Annotated in this window: 17 protein-coding genes and 1 pseudogene; 9 read left to right on the forward strand and 9 right to left on the reverse strand. The window is 42.0% G+C overall.

All coding sequences use genetic code 11. From position 1 onward, the window contains the following. Window positions 1–58: 58 nt before the first annotated feature. Both ODU41_RS03015 and queA read right to left on the reverse strand, forming a co-directional pair. The gene (locus tag ODU41_RS03015; protein ID WP_002941715.1) at window positions 59–532 is read right to left on the reverse strand and encodes an arginine repressor; all 474 of its coding nucleotides are present in this window, start codon (window positions 530–532) and stop codon (window positions 59–61) included. A gap of 63 nt (window positions 533–595) precedes the next feature. Then, a complete protein-coding gene (gene queA, locus ODU41_RS03020) occupies window positions 596–1,624 on the reverse strand; it encodes a tRNA preQ1(34) S-adenosylmethionine ribosyltransferase-isomerase QueA (RefSeq protein ID WP_029171845.1) in 1,029 nt (342 codons plus the stop codon). A 347-nt stretch (window positions 1,625–1,971) separates the two neighbouring features. On the opposite strand from queA, the gene ODU41_RS03025 reads away from it, so the two are divergent. Continuing rightward, window positions 1,972–2,679, forward strand: a complete 708-nt coding sequence (locus ODU41_RS03025) for a glucosamine-6-phosphate deaminase (protein ID WP_141599050.1) — start codon at window positions 1,972–1,974, stop codon at window positions 2,677–2,679. A 55-nt stretch (window positions 2,680–2,734) separates the two neighbouring features. Here the strand turns inward: ODU41_RS03025 and ODU41_RS03030 are convergent, their stop codons facing one another. Together ODU41_RS03030 and ODU41_RS03035 are read right to left on the reverse strand one after the other, a co-directional pair. Continuing rightward, the gene (locus ODU41_RS03030; RefSeq protein ID WP_074391496.1) at window positions 2,735–3,850 is read right to left on the reverse strand and encodes a low temperature requirement protein A; all 1,116 of its coding nucleotides are present in this window, start codon (window positions 3,848–3,850) and stop codon (window positions 2,735–2,737) included. A 565-nt stretch (window positions 3,851–4,415) separates the two neighbouring features. Next, the gene (locus ODU41_RS03035) at window positions 4,416–5,378 is read right to left on the reverse strand and encodes a glutathione S-transferase family protein (RefSeq protein WP_074391495.1); all 963 of its coding nucleotides are present in this window, start codon (window positions 5,376–5,378) and stop codon (window positions 4,416–4,418) included. 131 nt (window positions 5,379–5,509) lie between these two features. Between ODU41_RS03035 and ODU41_RS03040 the strand changes: the two genes are divergently transcribed. After that, the gene (locus tag ODU41_RS03040) at window positions 5,510–6,226 is read left to right on the forward strand and encodes a pseudouridine synthase (RefSeq protein ID WP_074391494.1); all 717 of its coding nucleotides are present in this window, start codon (window positions 5,510–5,512) and stop codon (window positions 6,224–6,226) included. A 13-nt stretch (window positions 6,227–6,239) separates the two neighbouring features. Continuing rightward, window positions 6,240–6,719, forward strand: a complete 480-nt coding sequence (locus ODU41_RS03045) for a glutathione peroxidase (RefSeq protein ID WP_074391493.1) — start codon at window positions 6,240–6,242, stop codon at window positions 6,717–6,719. A gap of 18 nt (window positions 6,720–6,737) precedes the next feature. Here the strand turns inward: ODU41_RS03045 and ODU41_RS03050 are convergent, their stop codons facing one another. From ODU41_RS03050 to ODU41_RS03070, 5 genes are all read right to left on the reverse strand, one after another. Beyond that, a complete protein-coding gene (locus ODU41_RS03050) occupies window positions 6,738–7,739 on the reverse strand; it encodes an iron ABC transporter permease (protein ID WP_074391492.1) in 1,002 nt (333 codons plus the stop codon). After that, complete coding sequence (locus ODU41_RS03055) at window positions 7,736–8,761, reverse strand: iron ABC transporter permease (RefSeq protein WP_074391491.1); 1,026 nt, start codon at window positions 8,759–8,761, stop codon at window positions 7,736–7,738. The genes ODU41_RS03050 and ODU41_RS03055 overlap by 4 nt, the downstream gene beginning before the upstream one ends. A gap of 13 nt (window positions 8,762–8,774) precedes the next feature. Further along, window positions 8,775–9,704 (reverse strand): ABC transporter substrate-binding protein, encoded by a 930-nt coding sequence (locus tag ODU41_RS03060; protein ID WP_398578633.1) that lies wholly within the window; start codon window positions 9,702–9,704, stop codon window positions 8,775–8,777. 12 nt (window positions 9,705–9,716) lie between these two features. Further along, complete coding sequence (locus tag ODU41_RS03065) at window positions 9,717–10,502, reverse strand: ABC transporter ATP-binding protein (protein ID WP_074391489.1); 786 nt, start codon at window positions 10,500–10,502, stop codon at window positions 9,717–9,719. Between the two features lie 151 nt (window positions 10,503–10,653). Beyond that, window positions 10,654–12,099, reverse strand: a complete 1,446-nt coding sequence (locus ODU41_RS03070; protein ID WP_074414563.1) for a UDP-N-acetylmuramoyl-L-alanyl-D-glutamate--L-lysine ligase — start codon at window positions 12,097–12,099, stop codon at window positions 10,654–10,656. A 360-nt stretch (window positions 12,100–12,459) separates the two neighbouring features. On the opposite strand from ODU41_RS03070, the gene ODU41_RS03075 reads away from it, so the two are divergent. From ODU41_RS03075 to ODU41_RS03100, 6 genes and pseudogenes are all read left to right on the forward strand, one after another. Beyond that, window positions 12,460–13,206 (forward strand): 1-acyl-sn-glycerol-3-phosphate acyltransferase, encoded by a 747-nt coding sequence (locus ODU41_RS03075; RefSeq protein WP_024407568.1) that lies wholly within the window; start codon window positions 12,460–12,462, stop codon window positions 13,204–13,206. A gap of 66 nt (window positions 13,207–13,272) precedes the next feature. Further along, complete coding sequence (locus ODU41_RS03080) at window positions 13,273–13,935, forward strand: helix-hairpin-helix domain-containing protein (RefSeq protein ID WP_398578634.1); 663 nt, start codon at window positions 13,273–13,275, stop codon at window positions 13,933–13,935. Next, window positions 13,919–15,592: pseudogene (locus ODU41_RS03085) on the forward strand (ComEC/Rec2 family competence protein); the annotation flags it as partial. The gene ODU41_RS03080 and the pseudogene ODU41_RS03085, both read left to right, overlap by 17 nt. Window positions 15,593–15,722: 130 nt before the next feature. Beyond that, window positions 15,723–16,358 (forward strand): CpXC domain-containing protein, encoded by a 636-nt coding sequence (locus ODU41_RS03090; RefSeq protein ID WP_105154084.1) that lies wholly within the window; start codon window positions 15,723–15,725, stop codon window positions 16,356–16,358. Window positions 16,359–16,951: 593 nt separating this feature from the next. Beyond that, window positions 16,952–17,185: a hypothetical protein gene (locus ODU41_RS03095; protein WP_105154083.1), complete on the forward strand. Its 234-nt coding sequence runs from the start codon at window positions 16,952–16,954 to the stop codon at window positions 17,183–17,185. Window positions 17,186–17,279: 94 nt separating this feature from the next. Next, the gene (locus tag ODU41_RS03100; protein WP_172009909.1) at window positions 17,280–18,395 is read left to right on the forward strand and encodes a recombinase family protein; all 1,116 of its coding nucleotides are present in this window, start codon (window positions 17,280–17,282) and stop codon (window positions 18,393–18,395) included. Window positions 18,396–18,401 lie beyond the last annotated feature (6 nt).

An 18,401-nucleotide genomic window follows, 5' to 3' on the forward strand; every position in this document is an offset into this window, starting at 1 on the left:
CACTGCGCTGAGATGTTGACACGAACTCTGAGTAGTGGTCCTGGGTTTGAGCCCAGGCTTATAATTTACTAAAGAAAAATGGTGGAGTAAACTGTTTCAAGTGCTCGAAGCAAGCTTGTGCCCCCTCGACATCTTCACAAATGATGAGACAGACATCGTCACCGCAGACGGTTGCTACAATTTGAGGAATCTCCATGGCATCCAAAATAGAACCGAATGAGTTAGCCAATCCAGGTAGGGTCTTGAGAACCACTTGATGTTGGATAGGTTTTAGCATGACCAAAGCATCTTCCATATAGAGTCGCAGTCGTTTTTCCCAGCGAGTAGGAGCAATGGGGTTGATGACATAGTGAGAAGAATCATCTTCGTTGACTTTGACAAGATTGAGCATCTTGATGTCACGGGAGAGGGTAGATTGTGTGACGGAGACTCCGTTGACCTCTAGTAATTCTTGCAATTCCTGCTGGGTGTGTATTTTCTTCTCCATGATTAGAGACAGGATCAGCTGATGGCGACTTTCAATCTTATTCATAGGGCCCTCCTTGAGATGTAAGGAAAATAAAATCTGAACTCAGAATAATTTGGTGATAACAGCCTATTGAATAAACATTGCATCCCCAAAACTAAAGAAGCGGTAGCGTTCTTCAACAGCATGTTTATAGGCATCTAACGTAAATTCTCTACCTGCAAAGGCAGAAACTAGCATAACCAAAGTAGATTTTGGTAGGTGGAAATTGGTTGAGAAGGCATCAACGATTCGGAAGGTGTAGCCAGGTTTGATGAAGATATTTGTCCAACCAGAATCAGCTTCCAAACGGCCATCAAATTTATTACCGATGGTTTCGAGGGTGCGGATGGATGTCGTGCCGACTGCGACGATACGACCACCGCTCTCTTTGACCTGATTGAGGGTTTGAGCAGCTTCTGCTGATAGGTTATAGAATTCCGAGTGCATTTCATGCTCATCAACGTTATCAACAGAGACTGGTCGGAAGGTCCCAAGCCCAACGTGAAGAGTCAAATAGACTAGTTTCACTCCTTTAGCTTCGATTTTTTCGAGTAACTCTTGGGTGAAATGTAGTCCAGCAGTTGGAGCTGCGGCAGAACCGTTTTCCTTGGCATAAACTGTTTGATAGCGTTCACGGTCTTCTAATTTTTCATGAATGTAAGGAGGAAGTGGCATTTCGCCTAGGCTTTCCAAGACTTCAAGGAAGATACCTTCATAGGAGAATTCAACAATTCTTCCACCGTGTTCTAATTCTTCTACGATAGTAGCAGTTAATCGTCCGTCACCAAAAGCGACTGTGGTACCGACTTTCAGACGTTTTGCTGGTTTGGCAAGAACTTCCCACTGATCACCTTGGGTATTTTTCAAAAGCAAAAGCTCAACATGTCCCATAGTTTCAGGTTTGTAGCCATAGAGACGGGCAGGCAGAACACGTGTATTGTTCATGACCAGAGCATCACCGGGATTCAGCTGGTCGATGATATGGTCAAAGTGACTGTCAACCATGCTCCGTTTTTCGCGGTCGAGGATCAATAGTTTAGAGCTGTCGCGCTTTTCAAGGGGAACTTGAGCGATAAGCTCTTCGGGTAAATCAAAATCAAAATCTGCAGTATTCATATTCACTCCTTAGACTAAAATAAAATATAGGTAAAATAAATCAATAGGGCAAATGGCAAAGCCACCAATAAACTACCAATCAGGTAGAAAATAAACTTTAGGACCTTTGATTTAGAAATAAAATAGCCAGTAAGGCAGAACAGAATACCAATAAAAAATAAGTAAAAAAGCACATCTGTCATAAATGTATTATATCATAGTTAGACACTTAAGTCTTGATGGATGGGAAGAGAATTAAAATTATTCGTGTTGATGTAATACTCTATAAGTATAAATTCTTGACAAAAATTGGTCTATACCATATAATAAAGAAAAATAAGAAATGGTATAGACCAAAGAGGTGCGCTATGAAAATTCATGTAGTAAACAATCAAGTTGAAGGAGCAAGTGTAGCATTAGATATTTTGAGAGAAAAATTGAACGGAGGTGCCAAGGTATTAGGTTTGGCAACAGGCTCCAGTCCGTTAGAATTTTACAGATTGATTCGTGAGTCGGATTTAGACTTTTCGGATGTGACATCTGTAAACTTGGATGAGTATGTTGGTTTAGGTGAGGAGAGCGACCAATCCTATATCCATTTTATGAAGGAAAATCTTTTCAATGACAAACCGTTTAAACAATCTTATTTACCGAATGGTTTGGCGACAGATGTAGCTGCTGAAACAGAGCGTTACAATAAAATTCTGGCTGAACATCCAGTTGATTTCCAAATTTTGGGTATCGGTCGCAACGCCCATATCGGTTTCAACGAACCAGGTGCTCCATTTGATGGTCAGACCCATCTGGTTGAATTGGCGCCATCAACCATCGAAGCCAATGCACGCTTCTTTGACAATCCAGAAGATGTACCAAAACAAGCTATCTCAATGGGCATCGCCAACATCTTATCAGCCAAGACCATTGTCCTCATGGCTTATGGTCAGGAAAAAGCTGACGCCATTAAGGCGACTGTGGAAGGTCCTGTGACGGAGGAAGTTCCAGCAAGCGTCCTCCAAAACCATGACGATGTCGTTCTTATCCTCGACCAAGCCGCAGCAAGTAAATTGACAAAATAAGAGTTAAAAACCACAACAGTTTTAAGCCGTTAGAACGGTCTGTTGTGGTTTATTTTTATACCTCTTCCCCAATCAAACTCTGACGAGCTTTTCGGAAACGAATGACATGATAGGCGACCATGGCATGCGAGAGCAGGTTGAGGATAATAAAGATGAGTAGGTTTGCATGTCCAGCTAGCAGTAAGGCAACATTTCCAATCACTAAAATCAGACCGTAGATGAACAGTCCTTTTCTACCAACTTGGTGAATTTGTTGATTATAGAAGGAAGTCGAAAGGATGCCTCCGTAGAAAAGTAAGTTTCCTACAACCAGCATGGGCAAGGCCAAATCATTGTGATGGCTAGGGAATAGCTCCATTGCCACGGTGAAGAAATTTAAACCAAGGACAATCACCAAGTGGGCATAGAGCAAAACGGTCACATCTGCCTTATGGTGATGATCAATGGATAGGTAGGTTTGGGAAATGTAGAAGATGAAAAGGGTCGCCATAGCGAAGAAAAGCAAAATTCCTTCCAGAGCCAAGTCTAGTAGCGGATAATTTTTGATAATGGCAATGACTGTTTCACCGAAGGTGATAATGGTAATCAGCTGACAGCGTTCCACCATGTGTGGAAAGTTGATGGGGTCATGACTTATTCTCTTTTGAAAGAAAAAGGAAATCAAGAAGGGAATGATATAGACAATCAACATTCTCTCATCGTTGGTCCAGAGCTTGAAAACGACTAAAATGGTTGCACCAGCAAAGATAGCAATATAAGAGGCTAACATCTGCAAGGTTGCCTTAATGTCCTCATTAAAGCCAATCCGTCTTCCTCTCAGATAGTATTGCAGGAAGATGAGGATATAAGACAGGGTCAAGAAGGCATTAAATGGCAGAGCTGTTTTTTCAAAATCATTGCTGAAGTTGAGTGACATGTTACCAATCAGATACATGGATGGAATAATGGTGAAAATATCCAGAAAATCTCGTTCGCCATATTTATTAAGATAGATAGTTTCATTCATCCACAAGGTCATGATAATCAAATTAGCAGTGATAAAGGTGACAATCTCCTTGAAACCGATATGGTCACCATGTAGCAAGCCCGTCAGTGAAGAAGTAGCAAGGACAAAGACCAAATCATAAAACAATTCATAGTTGGATACACGTTTTGCCTTAATGTCAGACATGTTAATCTCCTCTTTCTGAAAATCTGAAATATTATACCACAGAAATTGTGAGGGAGCAAACCAGTTATTTTTGGAACTGATGTTCTGAAAATCGTGGAAAATATCTGTAGGAGCTATTTAATAGTTGTTTCATGAGTGGATAAAAACTTGTTTATAATAGCATGGTTTATTCATTTTAGGGTATAATATCTAAGTCGCAATCACTAAACAGCGCAAGTTGGGAGGTGAGACTTTATGCTACAATACTTTACCGAATTTGTTTTGCTACCGTTGTTAGTCAGCGTAGTTGCAGAACTTATTGCGGAGTGGCTAATTTGTAAGTGGCAAAACAAAAGCGACAATCAATCATTTATTTTTCCTTTTATTACTTCGTTAACTCGCTTTGCCGTACCTTAGTACAGCCTTCAGCTCGTTGCCTCGTACTAAAAGTAAACTAAATGATCGTCACTTAGCCTGCGTGCCTTGAGCAAGCACAAAAAAACACCCATGGCGGCAACTGTGGGTGTTTTACTTTATGCTTAACTTTACCGAACTTTTAAGCACAATGATTATAACATATGTGTCTTTAGTTTTCAAGTGTCCAGTCCAAGTCAGGGCCGACTGGGACAATACCTGTTGGGTTAATGGTCTTATGGCTACCGTAGTAGTGTTGTTTGATATGGTCGAAGTCCACCGTTTCTGCAATACCAGCATGATTGTAAAGACGTTTGGTATAGTTCCATAGGTTTGGATAATCAACCAAGGCCTTGATATTGCACTTAAAATGCCCAAAGTAAACTGGATCAAACCGCACTAATGTAGTAAAGAGACGAAGGTCTGCTTCCGTTAATTGATTGCCCACCAGATAGTCCTTGTCTGCCAAATGCTTTTCCAATTTATCCAAGGCGGCAAAAAGGTTCTTGACCTCTTTTTCATAGACTGCCTGGTTGGTTGAAAATCCAGCCTTGTAGACGCCATTGTTGATGTTTGGATAGACAAAGTCATTCATGGCATCAATCTCGGCTTGCAGGTTTGCTGGATAGTAGTCATCGTAATTTCCAGTAATATCATTAAAAGCAGTGTTAAACATGCGCATGATTTCAGCAGATTCATTGCTGACGATGGTATTTGTTTCCTTATCCCAAAGGACAGGGACGGTTACACGGCCAGTGTAATTTGGGTCTGCTTTCAAGTAAACTTGATAAAGATAGTCGCTGTTAAAGAGGGAATCCTTGATCACACCAGGTCCGTCCGCAAAAGTCCAACCATTTTCCAACATGAGCGGATGGACGATTGATAGGGAAATATGGTCTTCCAGCCCCTTCAATTTTCGCATGATTAAGGTCCGACTAGCCCAAGGACAGGCCAAAGAAATGTAGAGATGGTAACGTCCTGATTCAGCCTTAAAACCACCCTCACCTGTCGGTCCTGCTTGTCCATCAGGTGTAATCCAGTTGCGAAATTGTGTGACAGTACGGACAAACTTGCCACCAGTTGACTTGGTGTCATACCATTGATCCACCCATTTACCATCTTGTAAAAGTCCCATAAAGTTCTCCTTTATTATAAAAAGTAGGAAATCCAAGCAAACTGGATTTCATTTGTATACATATCACTAATTAGTATTATAGTCTTTTTTCAATCAAAGTCAAGACCTAGGTTTTATGCTAGAATAGAGATATGAGATTGGACAAATGTTTAGAGAAAGCCAAAGTTGGCTCGCGCAAGCAAGTTAAAAAACTTTTTAAAGCCCAGCAAATCAAGATTAACGGACAAGCAGCTCAAAGTCTCAGTCAAATCGTCGATCCTGAACTCCAAGAGATTCAGGTGGCAGGGCGAAAAATCGAGCTAAAAGGCTCGGTCTACTATTTACTCAACAAACCAGCAGGAGTCGTTTCTGCTGTGACAGACCAGGAGCATCAGACAGTCATCGACTTGATTTCTTCGCGAGACAGTAGGGAAGGTCTCTACCCCGTCGGTCGCCTGGACAGGGATACGGAGGGCCTAGTCCTCATTACCAACAATGGTCCGCTCGGTTATCGTATGCTCCATCCCAGCCACCATGTGGACAAGGTTTACTATGTGGAGGTTAACGGCCCCTTGGGTCCGGATGCCCCGACTTTCTTTGCATCAGGCGTTACCTTTTTGGACGGCACCCGTTGCCAGCCCGCAGATTTGACTGTTTTGGAGGCTTCTTTGGACCATAGCAGAGCGACCATCAAGCTGGCAGAAGGTAAGTTTCATCAGGTCAAAAAGATGTTTTTAGCCTATGGTGTCAAGGTCACTTATCTCAAGCGGATTTCTTTTGGAGGTTTTGAGCTGGGGGATTTGGAACGAGGGGCATACAGACAACTCACTCCAAATGAAATGGAACATTTATTTACTTATTTTGACTAGAGGAGGATATATAATGAGCATTTATGATTTTACAGTACAAAAACAAGATGGAACAGATCAGTCCATGGCTGATTATCAAGGACAGGTGCTTTTGATTGTCAATACGGCGCCAGGTTGTGGGTTGGCACCTCAATACAAGGAATTGCAAGAACTTTATGATATTTATAAAGACAAAGGTTTTGTTGTGCTCGATTTTCCTTGCAATCAATTTTTAAATCAGGCTCCTGGTTCTGATGAAGAAATCAATCAGACATGTAGTTTAACTTATGGAACAAGTTTCCCACGATTTGCTAAAATTGCTGTGAATGGATCTGAAGCTAGTCCGCTATATCGCTATCTTAAGAAAGAAAAATCGACCTTATTAGGAGGTCGAATCGAGTGGAATTTTACCAAGTTTTTGGTGGATAGACAAGGGCGTGTGGTCAAACGCTATTTACCAACGACTAGTCCATTAAAACTTAAAGAGGATATTGGACTTTACCTAGAAAAATAATAAGAAGGCTGGAGTCATCTAGCCTTCTTGTTTTAGTAACCACAGAAAATAGGGAGCGCCGATAAGGGAGACGATGATGCCGGTTGGGATGCCTGTTCCGACAAGTAGTACTCGTCCTATGGTATCCGCTAGAAGTAGAATGAAGCTTCCTATTATCATAGTAGCTGGAATGATGACACGATGGTCATTTCCTAACCATTTGCGCACAATGTGACCAGCAATGAGACCAACGAAGGTGGTATTACCAACTAAAATGACACTAAGAGAGGCTAGGGCGGTAGCCAATACCAAGGTAATCCGTCTTTCACGCTGTAAGTGGAGTCCCAAAGCCATGGCTGTCTGGTCGTTTAGATTCATAATATTGAGTGAGCGACTTCGACTAAATGTTGCCAGCCATACCAAGAGAAGAAGAGGAGTATAGATTGCGATAGTTTTCCAATCTCCACCATTTACTCGACCACTGAGCCACTGGACAATGTATTCCATCTTAAAGTCATCTAATTGGCTGATGATGCTAACCATGATACCAGATAACATGCTCGAAATTCCAACTCCCGTGATAATTAAGCGTGCAGGATGGATGCCGTACAGCTTCTTGCGTGCAATCCAGTAAACTAGAAAAATGGTTAATCCACCGCCCATCATAGCAAATAGAGGCATGAGACTCAATAAGACAGGGCTGATTTTTGAAGAGAGACCGACAAATAGTGCCACAACAAGACCAGCTCCTGCGTTGATTCCTAATATTCCAGAATCTGCCAGAGGATTGCGGGTCAAAGTTTGTAGCAACAAACCCGCTAAAGCCAGAGAAGCCCCTCCGATAATGGAGGCGATTATTCTAGGTAAGCGAATTCTCCCAATGATAAGTAGAGTCGATGAACTGGCACGACCACTCATGATGTCAATGAGATCCGAAAAGGATGAATTGCTATAGCCGATAGATAAGGAAAGTAGGAAAATGACAAATAAAAGGATTAGTAGGAATGTGAATATTTTTAGAGAGTTGTGATGTCTTATCAAAAGTGTTTCTCCTTTCTAATCAACCATAGGAAGCAAGGGAGACCAATGATACTGATGACTGCGCTAATGGGAGTTTCAACAGGTGGATTGATAGAACGGCAAACCAAATCTACCCAGATGAGGAAACTAGCCCCTGCAAAGGCAGTTAATGGCAAGAGTAGCTTGTAATTTTTCCCTGTAAACATGCGGATAAAGTGAGGAATAATGAGCCCGACAAAAGAAAGTGAGCCCACAAGAGCTACCGCAGAAGCTGAGAGTAGAAGGACAATTCCCAACAAAACCAAAGTCATCAGTAAGGTTCGTTGCCCTAGATTTTTAGCAACAGTTTCGTTGAGACTCAGGATGGTCAGCTGATGCGAAAAGAGTTGAGCAAGGATGAGGCCAATGATGATAAGAGGAGCGATGATGGCCAGCATCTTCCAGTTTACCTGTACCAATCCCCCTGCTTGCCAGCCAATCACTGCAGTTGATAAATCAAAGTAGATAGTAATAGCCTGACCAATAGCAGAAAATAGACTTGCTACCATGGCACCAGATAAAATTAAACGTAGTTGATTGTAGCCTTTTTGTACCTGATAAGCTAGACCAAAGACTAGGCCGGCTGCCAGATAGGAGCCCAGTAAACATATTAATAAAATTTGACTGTAGTGCAAACCACCGAATAGAGCATAGGCAACAATGAGAGCAAGTCCTGCGCCAGCATTGATTCCTAATAAGCCAGGATCGGCAATCGGATTGCGTGTAATTCCTTGCATCATTGCCCCAGCTTGAGCCATGGCAGCTCCCACCAAGATGGCGGCTACCATTCTAGGCAAACGCAAATCGATGATAACATCCTGAGCGGAAGAATCTGTCAGTGGATGCTTTAGGGTTTCTATCAGTTGTTGGTGGCTATAAGAAATAGCTCCAAAGCGTAAACTAAGATAGCCTCCAGCTATGAAAGAAAGACAGATGATGAAAAAAACAAGCCAAATATTCTTTGGCTTTGTTTTGGGATAATGAGAACTCACTAGTTTGTTCATATATCCAGTCCTTTTACTGAAGTTTTTGAATTGCTGAGACAAAGGCGTCAATTTGTAAATCTAAAGACATCGGGTCGGAGAAGTAGAAGAGGTTGTAGTCTACCTCGATGACGTGACCATTCTTTACAGCAGGTAGATTTTTCCAAATATCACTTTCTTTGAGAGATGCAGCTGCTTCTTTTGTTTTATCATTGACGTTAACAAGCACATAGTCGCCAACGTATTCTGGAAGAGCTTCCTGAGATACCCCAAACCAGCCTTCTTTACTGATAATGTCTTCTTGAACCTTTGCAGGAGCAGCAAAACCGAGAGCGCGATAGACTAATTCTCCACCACGACCAAAGTTGTTACCGTAAAGGAAGATGTTTTTATCGAAGAAGTCCATGACAGTAAATGTTGAACTTGTATCAATCAATCCTTTCAATTCCTCTTTCGCAGTAGCAACTTTCTTATCCCATTGATCTAACCAGGCTTGTGCTTCCTTTTCTTTTCCAAAAATCTGACCAACATCTGTCAGCATTTTCAGGTAGTCACTCTTTCCATAAGTGATTTCAATAACTGGAGCAATTTCTTTCAGTGTTTCTAAGTTATCATCACCAGAAAATACTAGAATGACATCTGGTTTTTGTGCGGCAATTGCTTCTGTATCTGCCGTTGTCAATTGTGGAACATCCTTTAGTTTGTCTCCAAATGCCGGACTATTTTTTTCTAAATCTAGACTATAGCTAGATACATCAATTCCTAATTGTAAGAGATAGCCTGTGTAAGAGTAAGCAAAGTTGACAACTTTTTTAGGATTTTTTGGAATGTCACCGTGGTAAGTAATTCCTTCAATCTTTGGCATGCTAGACAATTCTACGTCTGTTGAAGAGGAAGAGGTAGAACAAGCTGTTAAGAAAACCAGCCCAACAAATAAACTAAAAATAGCTAAAAACTTTTTCATTTTTTCTCCTTATTATTTTTTTAAATCGTAAGTTAGCAAAATAGGGTAATCTTGACCAGCAACCTGCATCAATTGAGGTTCAATGCTAAAAATGTCCCTCAGTATCTCAGTTGTCATAATATTGGACACAGACCCATGGTAGCGAATATCTCCCTCTTTCATGGCAATCATATAATCTGAAAATCGAGCTGATAAATTGACATCGTGAAGGACCATCACAATAGTTTTCTGTCGGCTTTGATTCAGTTCTTTTAAAAGTTCTAAGACTTCCAATTGATGATTGAGATCAAGATAGGTTGTTGGTTCATCTAAGAAAATGGTATCCGTATCTTGGGCAAGTGCCATCGCAATCCAAACACGTTGCCTCTGACCACCTGATAAATCATCAACTGGGAACCTAGCGTAGGGAGCGGTCTGAGTAACCTCCAAGGCCCAGTTGATTTTCTCTCTATCCTGATCTGTGAGATGCCCCAGCCCATTTTGATGCGGAAAGCGACCATAGGAGACTAGTTCATAGACGGAAATCCCTTCAGTCGCTTCTAAGACCTGAGGGAGCAGGGCCAATTTTTTTGCGACTTCTTTGGTTGGCAGTTGTGAAATGGCTTGTCCATCTAAATAGATAGTCCCTTTTTGGACAGGGATAATCCTTGTCAACGCCTTAAGCAAGGTCGATTTTCCACAGCCATTGGCACCAATGATCGTCGTTATATTTCCTTTTGGAATACTTGTTGATAATTCATCAATAATAATCCGATTGTCGTAAGAGACTTGGATATTTTCCGCTTGAATAGAAGACACAAACTCCTCCTTTCCAGAATATGATTCATTAATATTTTGTTCCGACCAGTATTATATCAAAAAAATTCACCAAAACAAAGAGTTTTCTGAAAATTTTAATTTAATGAGAATCGTTATAAAAAAGTCCTTGTCTGTGAACAAGGACCCTATGTTACAAATATTGTTTTGCTACTTCCAAATCACCGTCATAGGCGGCCTTTTCGCCATTGACAATCTGGTAGGCGTCAGCCCCCTTGCCTGCGATGATGACAGCATCCTTAGGAGAGTTTGTCAGGTTCATGGCTGTGCGAATGGCTTCTTCCCGGTCCAAGATAAAGTCGCTTGGACGGGTCATGTGGGTACGGATTTGTTCAGCGATAGCAGCTGGATCTTCACGGTTGGGGTCATCAGCTGTCAGGATAACATCAATCTGCGGATAGTCATTGAGCAGAAGACCGAAGTCTTTGCGGCGACTTTCTCCCTTGTTGCCAGGAGCCCCAAGGATTAGGATGACCTTGCCTGTCTGGTGCTCTAAGACGACATCAATCAGCTTCTTGACACTATCGCCGTTATGGGCGTAGTCCACGAATACCTTGGCACCGTTTTGCTGGGTCAGGACTTCCATGCGACCAGGGACATTGGTTTGGGCGATTCCTGCGTGAATATCTTCCAGACTTGCTCCCAAACGGAGACAGGCCAGCCCGGCTGCGATGGCATTTTCTTGGTTGAAGCCACCGATCAGCTGGATGTCGTAATGGCCAGCCAATTTGCCAGTCGCTGTGAAGTCAAAACCTGCTGACTGACTAATCTGGTTTTCAGAAGTTGGCCCATAAAAGTCATGGTCTTTGGAGCTGACTTGGTCTTTTACTACCTCAAAATGATCCATTCCAGCATTGACAATAACCGCTCTGCTATTGTCCATCAAAAGACGCTTGTGGTAGAAGTAGTCCTCAAAAGTTGGATGCTCAATGGGGCCAATGTGATCGGGGCTGATGTTGAGAAAAACGCCGACATCAAAGGTCAGCCCGTAAACCCGCTTGACCAGATAGGCCTGGCTGGACACCTCCATAATCAAGTGAGTCATGCCGTTCTTGACCGCCTCCGCCATCATGGCAAAGAGGTCCAGGCTCTCAGGCGTGGTTAAGGTGGACTTGAAGAAAGTCTTGCCGTCCAGCGTGGTGTTCATGGTCGAAAGCATGGCAGGTTTCTTGCTCTGTTTAAGGATGTTAAAAGCAAAATAAGCCGCTGTTGTCTTACCCTTTGTGCCGGTGAAGGCCAGGAGTTTGAGCTGTTTCTGGGGATGACCATGAAATTCCATGGCAATCAGGCTCATAGCCTGCTTGATGTCGTGGACGATGATAGCAGGAATGCCGACCTCATAGTCGATTTCAGACACGTAAAAAGCCAGCCCAGCCTCGTTAGCTTTTTCCAGAAATTCTTTCTTAAAGGCCAAACCCTTGGCAAAAAAGAGGGTCGTTGGGCTAACAGTCCGGCTGTCATAGCTGAGAGCATCAAACTGGACATCCGTCCAAGTGCTGTCAGTCTGGTTATTCTGTTTGATATGGCGGAAGTTGTCATCCGCTTTTAAGATGTCTACTACACGTTCAATTTTAATCATGCTTCTATTGTAAACCTATCTAGTGGTTTTTACAAGTCGGGACTTTGTATCGTCATTTAGTTTTTCTTTTATTACTTCGACGAATGAAGAAACTTTGTTTCCTTATTTCCAACTTCAAACACACCACTGGAGTGTTTGAACTCGCCTTGCCTAACTCCAGTTATGCCTGCGGCTTCTGACGCGAACTTTGTTCGCTTTATTTCCAACCTCCAACTTTCTCCCAGATAGTTGGAGCGAGTACTAAAAGTAAACTAAAAGACTATAAATACAGGCTTTTTGATTGTAAATTTGAATGTATATGACATTTCGTTCTAACGCAAATTTGTGCTATAATAGGAGGGATTGAAAAAGGAGAAGTTTATGTTTTATTCTTATCTACGAACACTATTAACATTCTTGTTGTGGGCCATCAATGGCAATATTCACTATCATGATAGAGAGAAGATTTTGCCACAGGAGGAAAATTATATTCTTATCGCTCCGCACAAAACCTTCTGGGATCCAGTCTTTCTTGGCTACGCAGCTGCTCCTAAGCAGTTCATCTTTATGGCTAAAAAAGAACTTTTCAAGGACCGTGGGTTTGGCTGGTGGATTTCAAAATGTGGAGCCTTTCCGATTGACCGTGAAAATCCTGGTATGGCAGCCATCAAGTATCCAGTTAACATGTTGAAAAAAAGTGACCGTTCGCTGGTTATGTTTCCTTCAGGAAGTCGTCATTCATCTGAGCTCAAAGGTGGTGTGGCGGTCATTGCCAAGTCAGCCAAGGTCAAACTCATGCCAGCTACCTATGTGGGTCCCATGACTATCAAGGGGCTCTTAGCTGGTGAGCGAATCGATGTGGCTTTTGGAAATCCTATCGATGTTTCGGACATCAAGCGTATGGATGATGCAGGTACAGCAGAAGTAACTAGCCGAATCGAGGCTGAGTTCAAACGCTTAGATGACCATGCGGCATCCTTCCAAACCAAGAAAAAGCCAAATATCTTGACTTATATCTATCGTATCCCAGTTCTTTTGCTGGTTGCTCTCATCTTGGGATTGACCTATGCCTTTAGCTATATCGCCAGCTTCTTCTGGCAACCAAGTACTCAGTTGGATAAAAAATAAGTAAATGAAACTCGCAGCTTGCGGGTTTTTTGTATTTTTTGCGAACTATATAGGTGGAGGTAATTTATGGATACGATTAAAACTTATATTGAAATGCTTAAAGAATACAAGTGGCAGATTGCTCTGCCAGCAGTTGCAGGTTTGCTTCTGACCACATTCTTAATATTCAGCCAACCAGCTAAGTCAGATCAAACAGGACTGATAGATTTTCCACAGTCCGAACAAACCTCTAATAGCTCTGAGTTGGTCGAGGAAACCAGTACAGAAGTAAGTGAGGAGTCTAGCCAGCTGGTCGTCGATGTCAAAGGAGCGGTAGCAAAGCCAGGACTCTACACTTTAGCAGCTGATGCGCGTGTTAATGATGTAGTTGAAGCAGCTGGCGGCTTGACCAGTCAGGCAGACCCTAAGTCTATCAATCTGGCTCAGAAGCTCAGCGACGAAGCGGTGGTCTATGTGGCCAGCAAGGATGAAAATATCTCGGTGGTGGCCAGCACGACTGCCAGCTCTGCTATGTCCCAAGAAGAAAAAAACACCAGTCTGGTCAATCTGAACACGGCGACCGAGGCGGACCTGCAGACCATTTCGGGCATCGGTGCCAAGCGAGCGACAGACATTATCGCTTATCGTGAGGCAAACGGTGGCTTCAAGTCGGTGGACGACCTCAACAATGTATCGGGCATCGGCGACAAGACCATGGAAAGCATCCGGCCTTATGTCACGGTCGATTAAGCTCCCCTGCCAGCCCATTCACCTGGCAGTCTTGGTGGTGGCGGCCTACTTTGCAGTCCATTCTTTTTCCCTCTTGACAATGGGCCTGCTGAGTTTATTACTAGTGGTCTTTGGATTTCGGCAAGGTAAGGCAGTTTTCCTCAGAACGCTGCCGCTTCTAGCCCTGTGCGGTCTGTTTTTCGGATGCCAGAAGGTCCAATGGGAGCGGGCAGCCCAGTCAGCCCCAGAGCAGGTAACGACTGTGCAGGTCATTCCAGATACCATAGACATCAATGGTGCCAGCCTGTCCTTTCGAGGTCGGGCTGACGGACAAACCTATCAGGTTTTCTACAAATTAGCCAGTCAGGAGGAGCAGGCTTATTTTCAAAAGCTGACAGGTCTGGTCCAGCTAGAAGTGGAAGCAGAGGTCAGTCTGCCAGCTGGTCAGCGGAATTTCAAGGGCTTTGACTATCAGGCCTACCTGAAAACACAGGGTATTTATCGGACTGTCAAGCTAACGGCGATTAAGAAGATTGTTCCTGTCCAGTCTTGGAATGTTTTTGACTGGCTGTCAAGCTGGCGGAGGCAGGCCTTGGTCTATGTCAAAACCAATTTTCCGGCTCCCATGAGCCACTACATGACAGGGCTTTTGTTTGGGGAGCTGGATAGTGAGTTTGACCAGATGAGCGACCTTTATTCCAGTCTAGGTATCATTCATCTTTTTGCCCTGTCTGGTATGCAGGTGGGCTTTTTCATCGACAAGTTTCGTTGGGTTTTGTTGCGTTTGGGGTTGACCAAGGAAACGGTGGATAAGTTGCAGATTCCCTTTTCCCTTGTCTATGCTGGTTTGACAGGCTTTTCGGTGTCAGTGGTGCGGTCTTTGGTCCAGAAAATTTTTGGTAATATGGGCTTGCGGAAGCTGGATAATTTTGCGGCGACGGTCTTTGTCTGTCTGCTGATGCTGCCCCGATTTCCACTGACAGCAGGAGGAGTGTTGACTTTTACCTATGCTTTCTTGCTGACGGTCTTTGATTTTGAGGACTTGGGGCAGGTCAAAAAGGCTGCGATGGAAAGTCTCAGTATTTCACTTGGGATTTTGCCGGTGCTTATGACCTATTTCTATGCCTTTCAACCCCTGTCCATTCTCCTGACCTTTGCCTTTTCTTTTGTCTTTGATGTCCTGCTCTTGCCAGGTTTGTCAGTTATTTTTCTCCTGTCACCTCTGGTCAAGATGACTTGGGTCAACGGATTTTTTGTTTTTATGGAAAAAATCATTGTCTGGGTGGCAGATTTGGGATTTCGGTCTTGGATACTGGGCAAACCGTCTGGTCTGGTCCTCTTGCTCTTGCTGGTCAGCCTCTTCCTCCTCTACGATTTCCACAGGAAGAAAAAATGGTTCCTAGGACTGAGTCTGGTCCTCGCTCTGCTATTTTTCATGACCAAACACCCGCTGGAAAACGAGGTGACGGTGGTGGACATCGGGCAGGGGGACAGCATCTTTTTGCGGGATATGCGGGGGCGGACGGTCCTGATTGATGTGGGCGGACGGGTCGATTTTGCAGCCAAGGAAGCTTGGCAGGAGCGGTCTTCGCAGGCAAATGCAGAGCGGACCTTGATTCCTTATCTGCATAGTCGGGGCGTGGACAGGATTGATAGTTTGGTCCTGACCCATACCGAAGTGTGAGTTCTGAAATTGATACAATACAACTTAACTTTTTTTGAAAAAAATTCCAAAATTTATTTTGCATTGCGAATATAATAAGTGAGAGCAAGTTGCTTACTTAATAATGATAAAGAGGAAAAGTAGAATGACAACAATTTTTTTAACAAAAACAAACTGCACTAATTGCGGAAAACAAAGTACTTTTGAAAGATTTGATAGGGTTTATGCGGTGAAGACCCCTGAGATTGTTTCTGCTATTTTGGACTGGGATTTCTTTAAATTTACCTGCCATAACTGTAGCCATATGGTGCTAATTGATTACCCAACAGTCGTAGTAGATGAAGAACAAAAAACAATTATTCAGTATTGTGCAGATGGTAATGTTGATGTACTTTCAATGCAAATATGCTCTTTGATTTCAGAGGGTGTCAATCTCAGTGAGTATAGAATTCGAGTAGTTTCGGATATAGAGTCCTTCGTTGAGAAGGTACAGATTGTTTCAGTAGGGTATGATGATAGAGCAATTGAGCTTATGAAGTATATGAATAGTCCTCTTGAGGATGGTGATATTCAGTTTAACTATGAACATATGGTTTTCACCAAGGTTGGACATGAAAGCTATCAATTTATGTTTATTAATAACCAGACTGCAGTAGCATCTCTCGACTTTACTCAAGAACAATATGAGTACTACCTTGCTGATGTTGAGGACCTAGAAACTAATACATATTACATAGACTCTAGATGGGCGGAATCATTTTCTCGTACCAGTTTGGTATAAAATTCAAAATTTATTTACAAGTATAAATGGTCTAATTTTAGTTAGGTCATTTTTTATCTTCTAATTTAGAAAAACGTAGTGAATATATATAATTATTATGTAGATTTCTAGAAAGGAGGTAAAACCAGTGGTAAGACGGAATTCTAAAATTACCCGTCAACTAATAGATGAATATTTTCCTTGAATTTTGAGAACCTTAGGAGTAAAATTAAGGTTGTTTATTTGAAAATTCTATGATAGAATAAATTTGAAATATTGGATCTTCTGTTATCGGGGATAGGGGTTCGACTCCCCTCCTCATCATTTGCTGCTAACCGATGTTTCAGACTCCTCTACCTTTTTACTATTACTCACACAAGTGGGTGTAGAAATACTTATAGAAATAGTGAATGATTGGTTATTCAATTCATTGAATGTAATGGAGGGCAAGATTATGGCAATAATAATTTCGCAGGGTTCAAAATTTCTAATGTGTTTCGTTGCAGCGGTGAGGAGCTTCGGTAGCATTTATGCAGAGCTAACGAGACACTACAAAAGAGTATTGCAGACAATGGAATACTTTTTTGTAGTGTTATATGGATTGGAGTTATATTATGGCAGATTCTATTATTGCTAATGCGTTAAAAAATGGGATTGATAGTCCTAAGTATGAAGGATTTGATGCCTGTGCATATTTAACTTTTGATATTCTTAATGGTGAGAAGGATAAGTTAATAAGAAAAATTTCTTCCGGTGAGTATCTTTCTTCGGAAGAACAGTATTTTTTGGCAAGACTGGATACAATTATGAAAATTCTCAATGAAGAATATAATGAATTTAAGTTTTAATCCATAGGTTAGTATAATTTGAAAGGATGGCTATATAGTCATCCTTTTATTTTATATACTACAATAGTAGATTTCTGGAAAGGAGGTTAACCATATGGTAAGAAGGAATACTAGAAAGACAACTCGTCAGCAGCAACGTATTCTTGATGCGTTTGAAAATGAGCGTACGGTTGAGATTATTCCAGCAAAGCGTGAGTTTACTGATGTAAAGACAACCAAGTTGCGCGTGGCTGCCTATTGTAGGGTGAGTACCTTTGATGAATCACAATCTGGGAGTTTTGAACTTCAAAAACAAACTTATACTGAAAAGATAAACAACAACCCAGACTGGGAGCTTGCTGGTATTTATGCAGACCAAGGTGCTTCAGGGACAACAATTAAGCGGCGTGAGCAATTCAAGCAGATGATTGATGATTGCCGTGAGGGAAAAATTGATTTAATTATCGTGAAGAGTGTTAGTCGGTTTGCCCGTAACCAGTTAGACTTTATTGGTATATATCGAGAGCTTAAAGCTTTACCGAATCCAGTAGGGATTTATATTGAAGATATTAATCTTAATACCTTGGATACTAATAGCGAGTTTATACTTGGAGTTATGTCCATCGTTGCTCAAGGTGAAAGTGAGCAGAAGAGTGCGTCCATTACTTGGTCGGTAATAGAGCGGTTTAAGAGAGGAATACCAATTATTCCCACTCACAATTTACTCGGTTATACAAAAGACCAGTATGGACGGATTATGGTAGATGAATCAGAAGCAAAGATTGTCAGGTTCATTTATGACTCGTATATTGATGGTATGTCTGCTCGAGAAATTGCAGAATCACTAATGGATAGTCATATTCCTACAGTCACAGGGCTTGATAATTGGTCTAACCTAGCAATCTATAACATTCTCAAGAATGAGAAGTACAAAGGTGAAATCATCATGCAGAAGACTTTTACTGTTGATTGCTTCAGTCATAAGTCTCGTAAAAATAATGGTGAGAAGCCTAAGTATCGTCTAAAAAATGGAATTCCCTCAATCATACCAGAATCTAGATGGGATTTAGTGCAAGAACTTCTTAAACTACCAAGAAGAAAATCGAAATCTACAAATAAAGTTATTGCACCTAAGCTCTACATCAAGAAGCTCAAAACTGGTAAATTGAGGGATTTTGTTGTACTTGACCCTAGTTGGAAAACTAAGGATATTAAAGAAGTATTTAAATAAGAAAGA

Source organism: Streptococcus sp. 2022WUSS083 (assembly GCF_044427155.1).
GTDB lineage: Bacteria > Bacillota > Bacilli > Lactobacillales > Streptococcaceae > Streptococcus > Streptococcus hashimotonensis.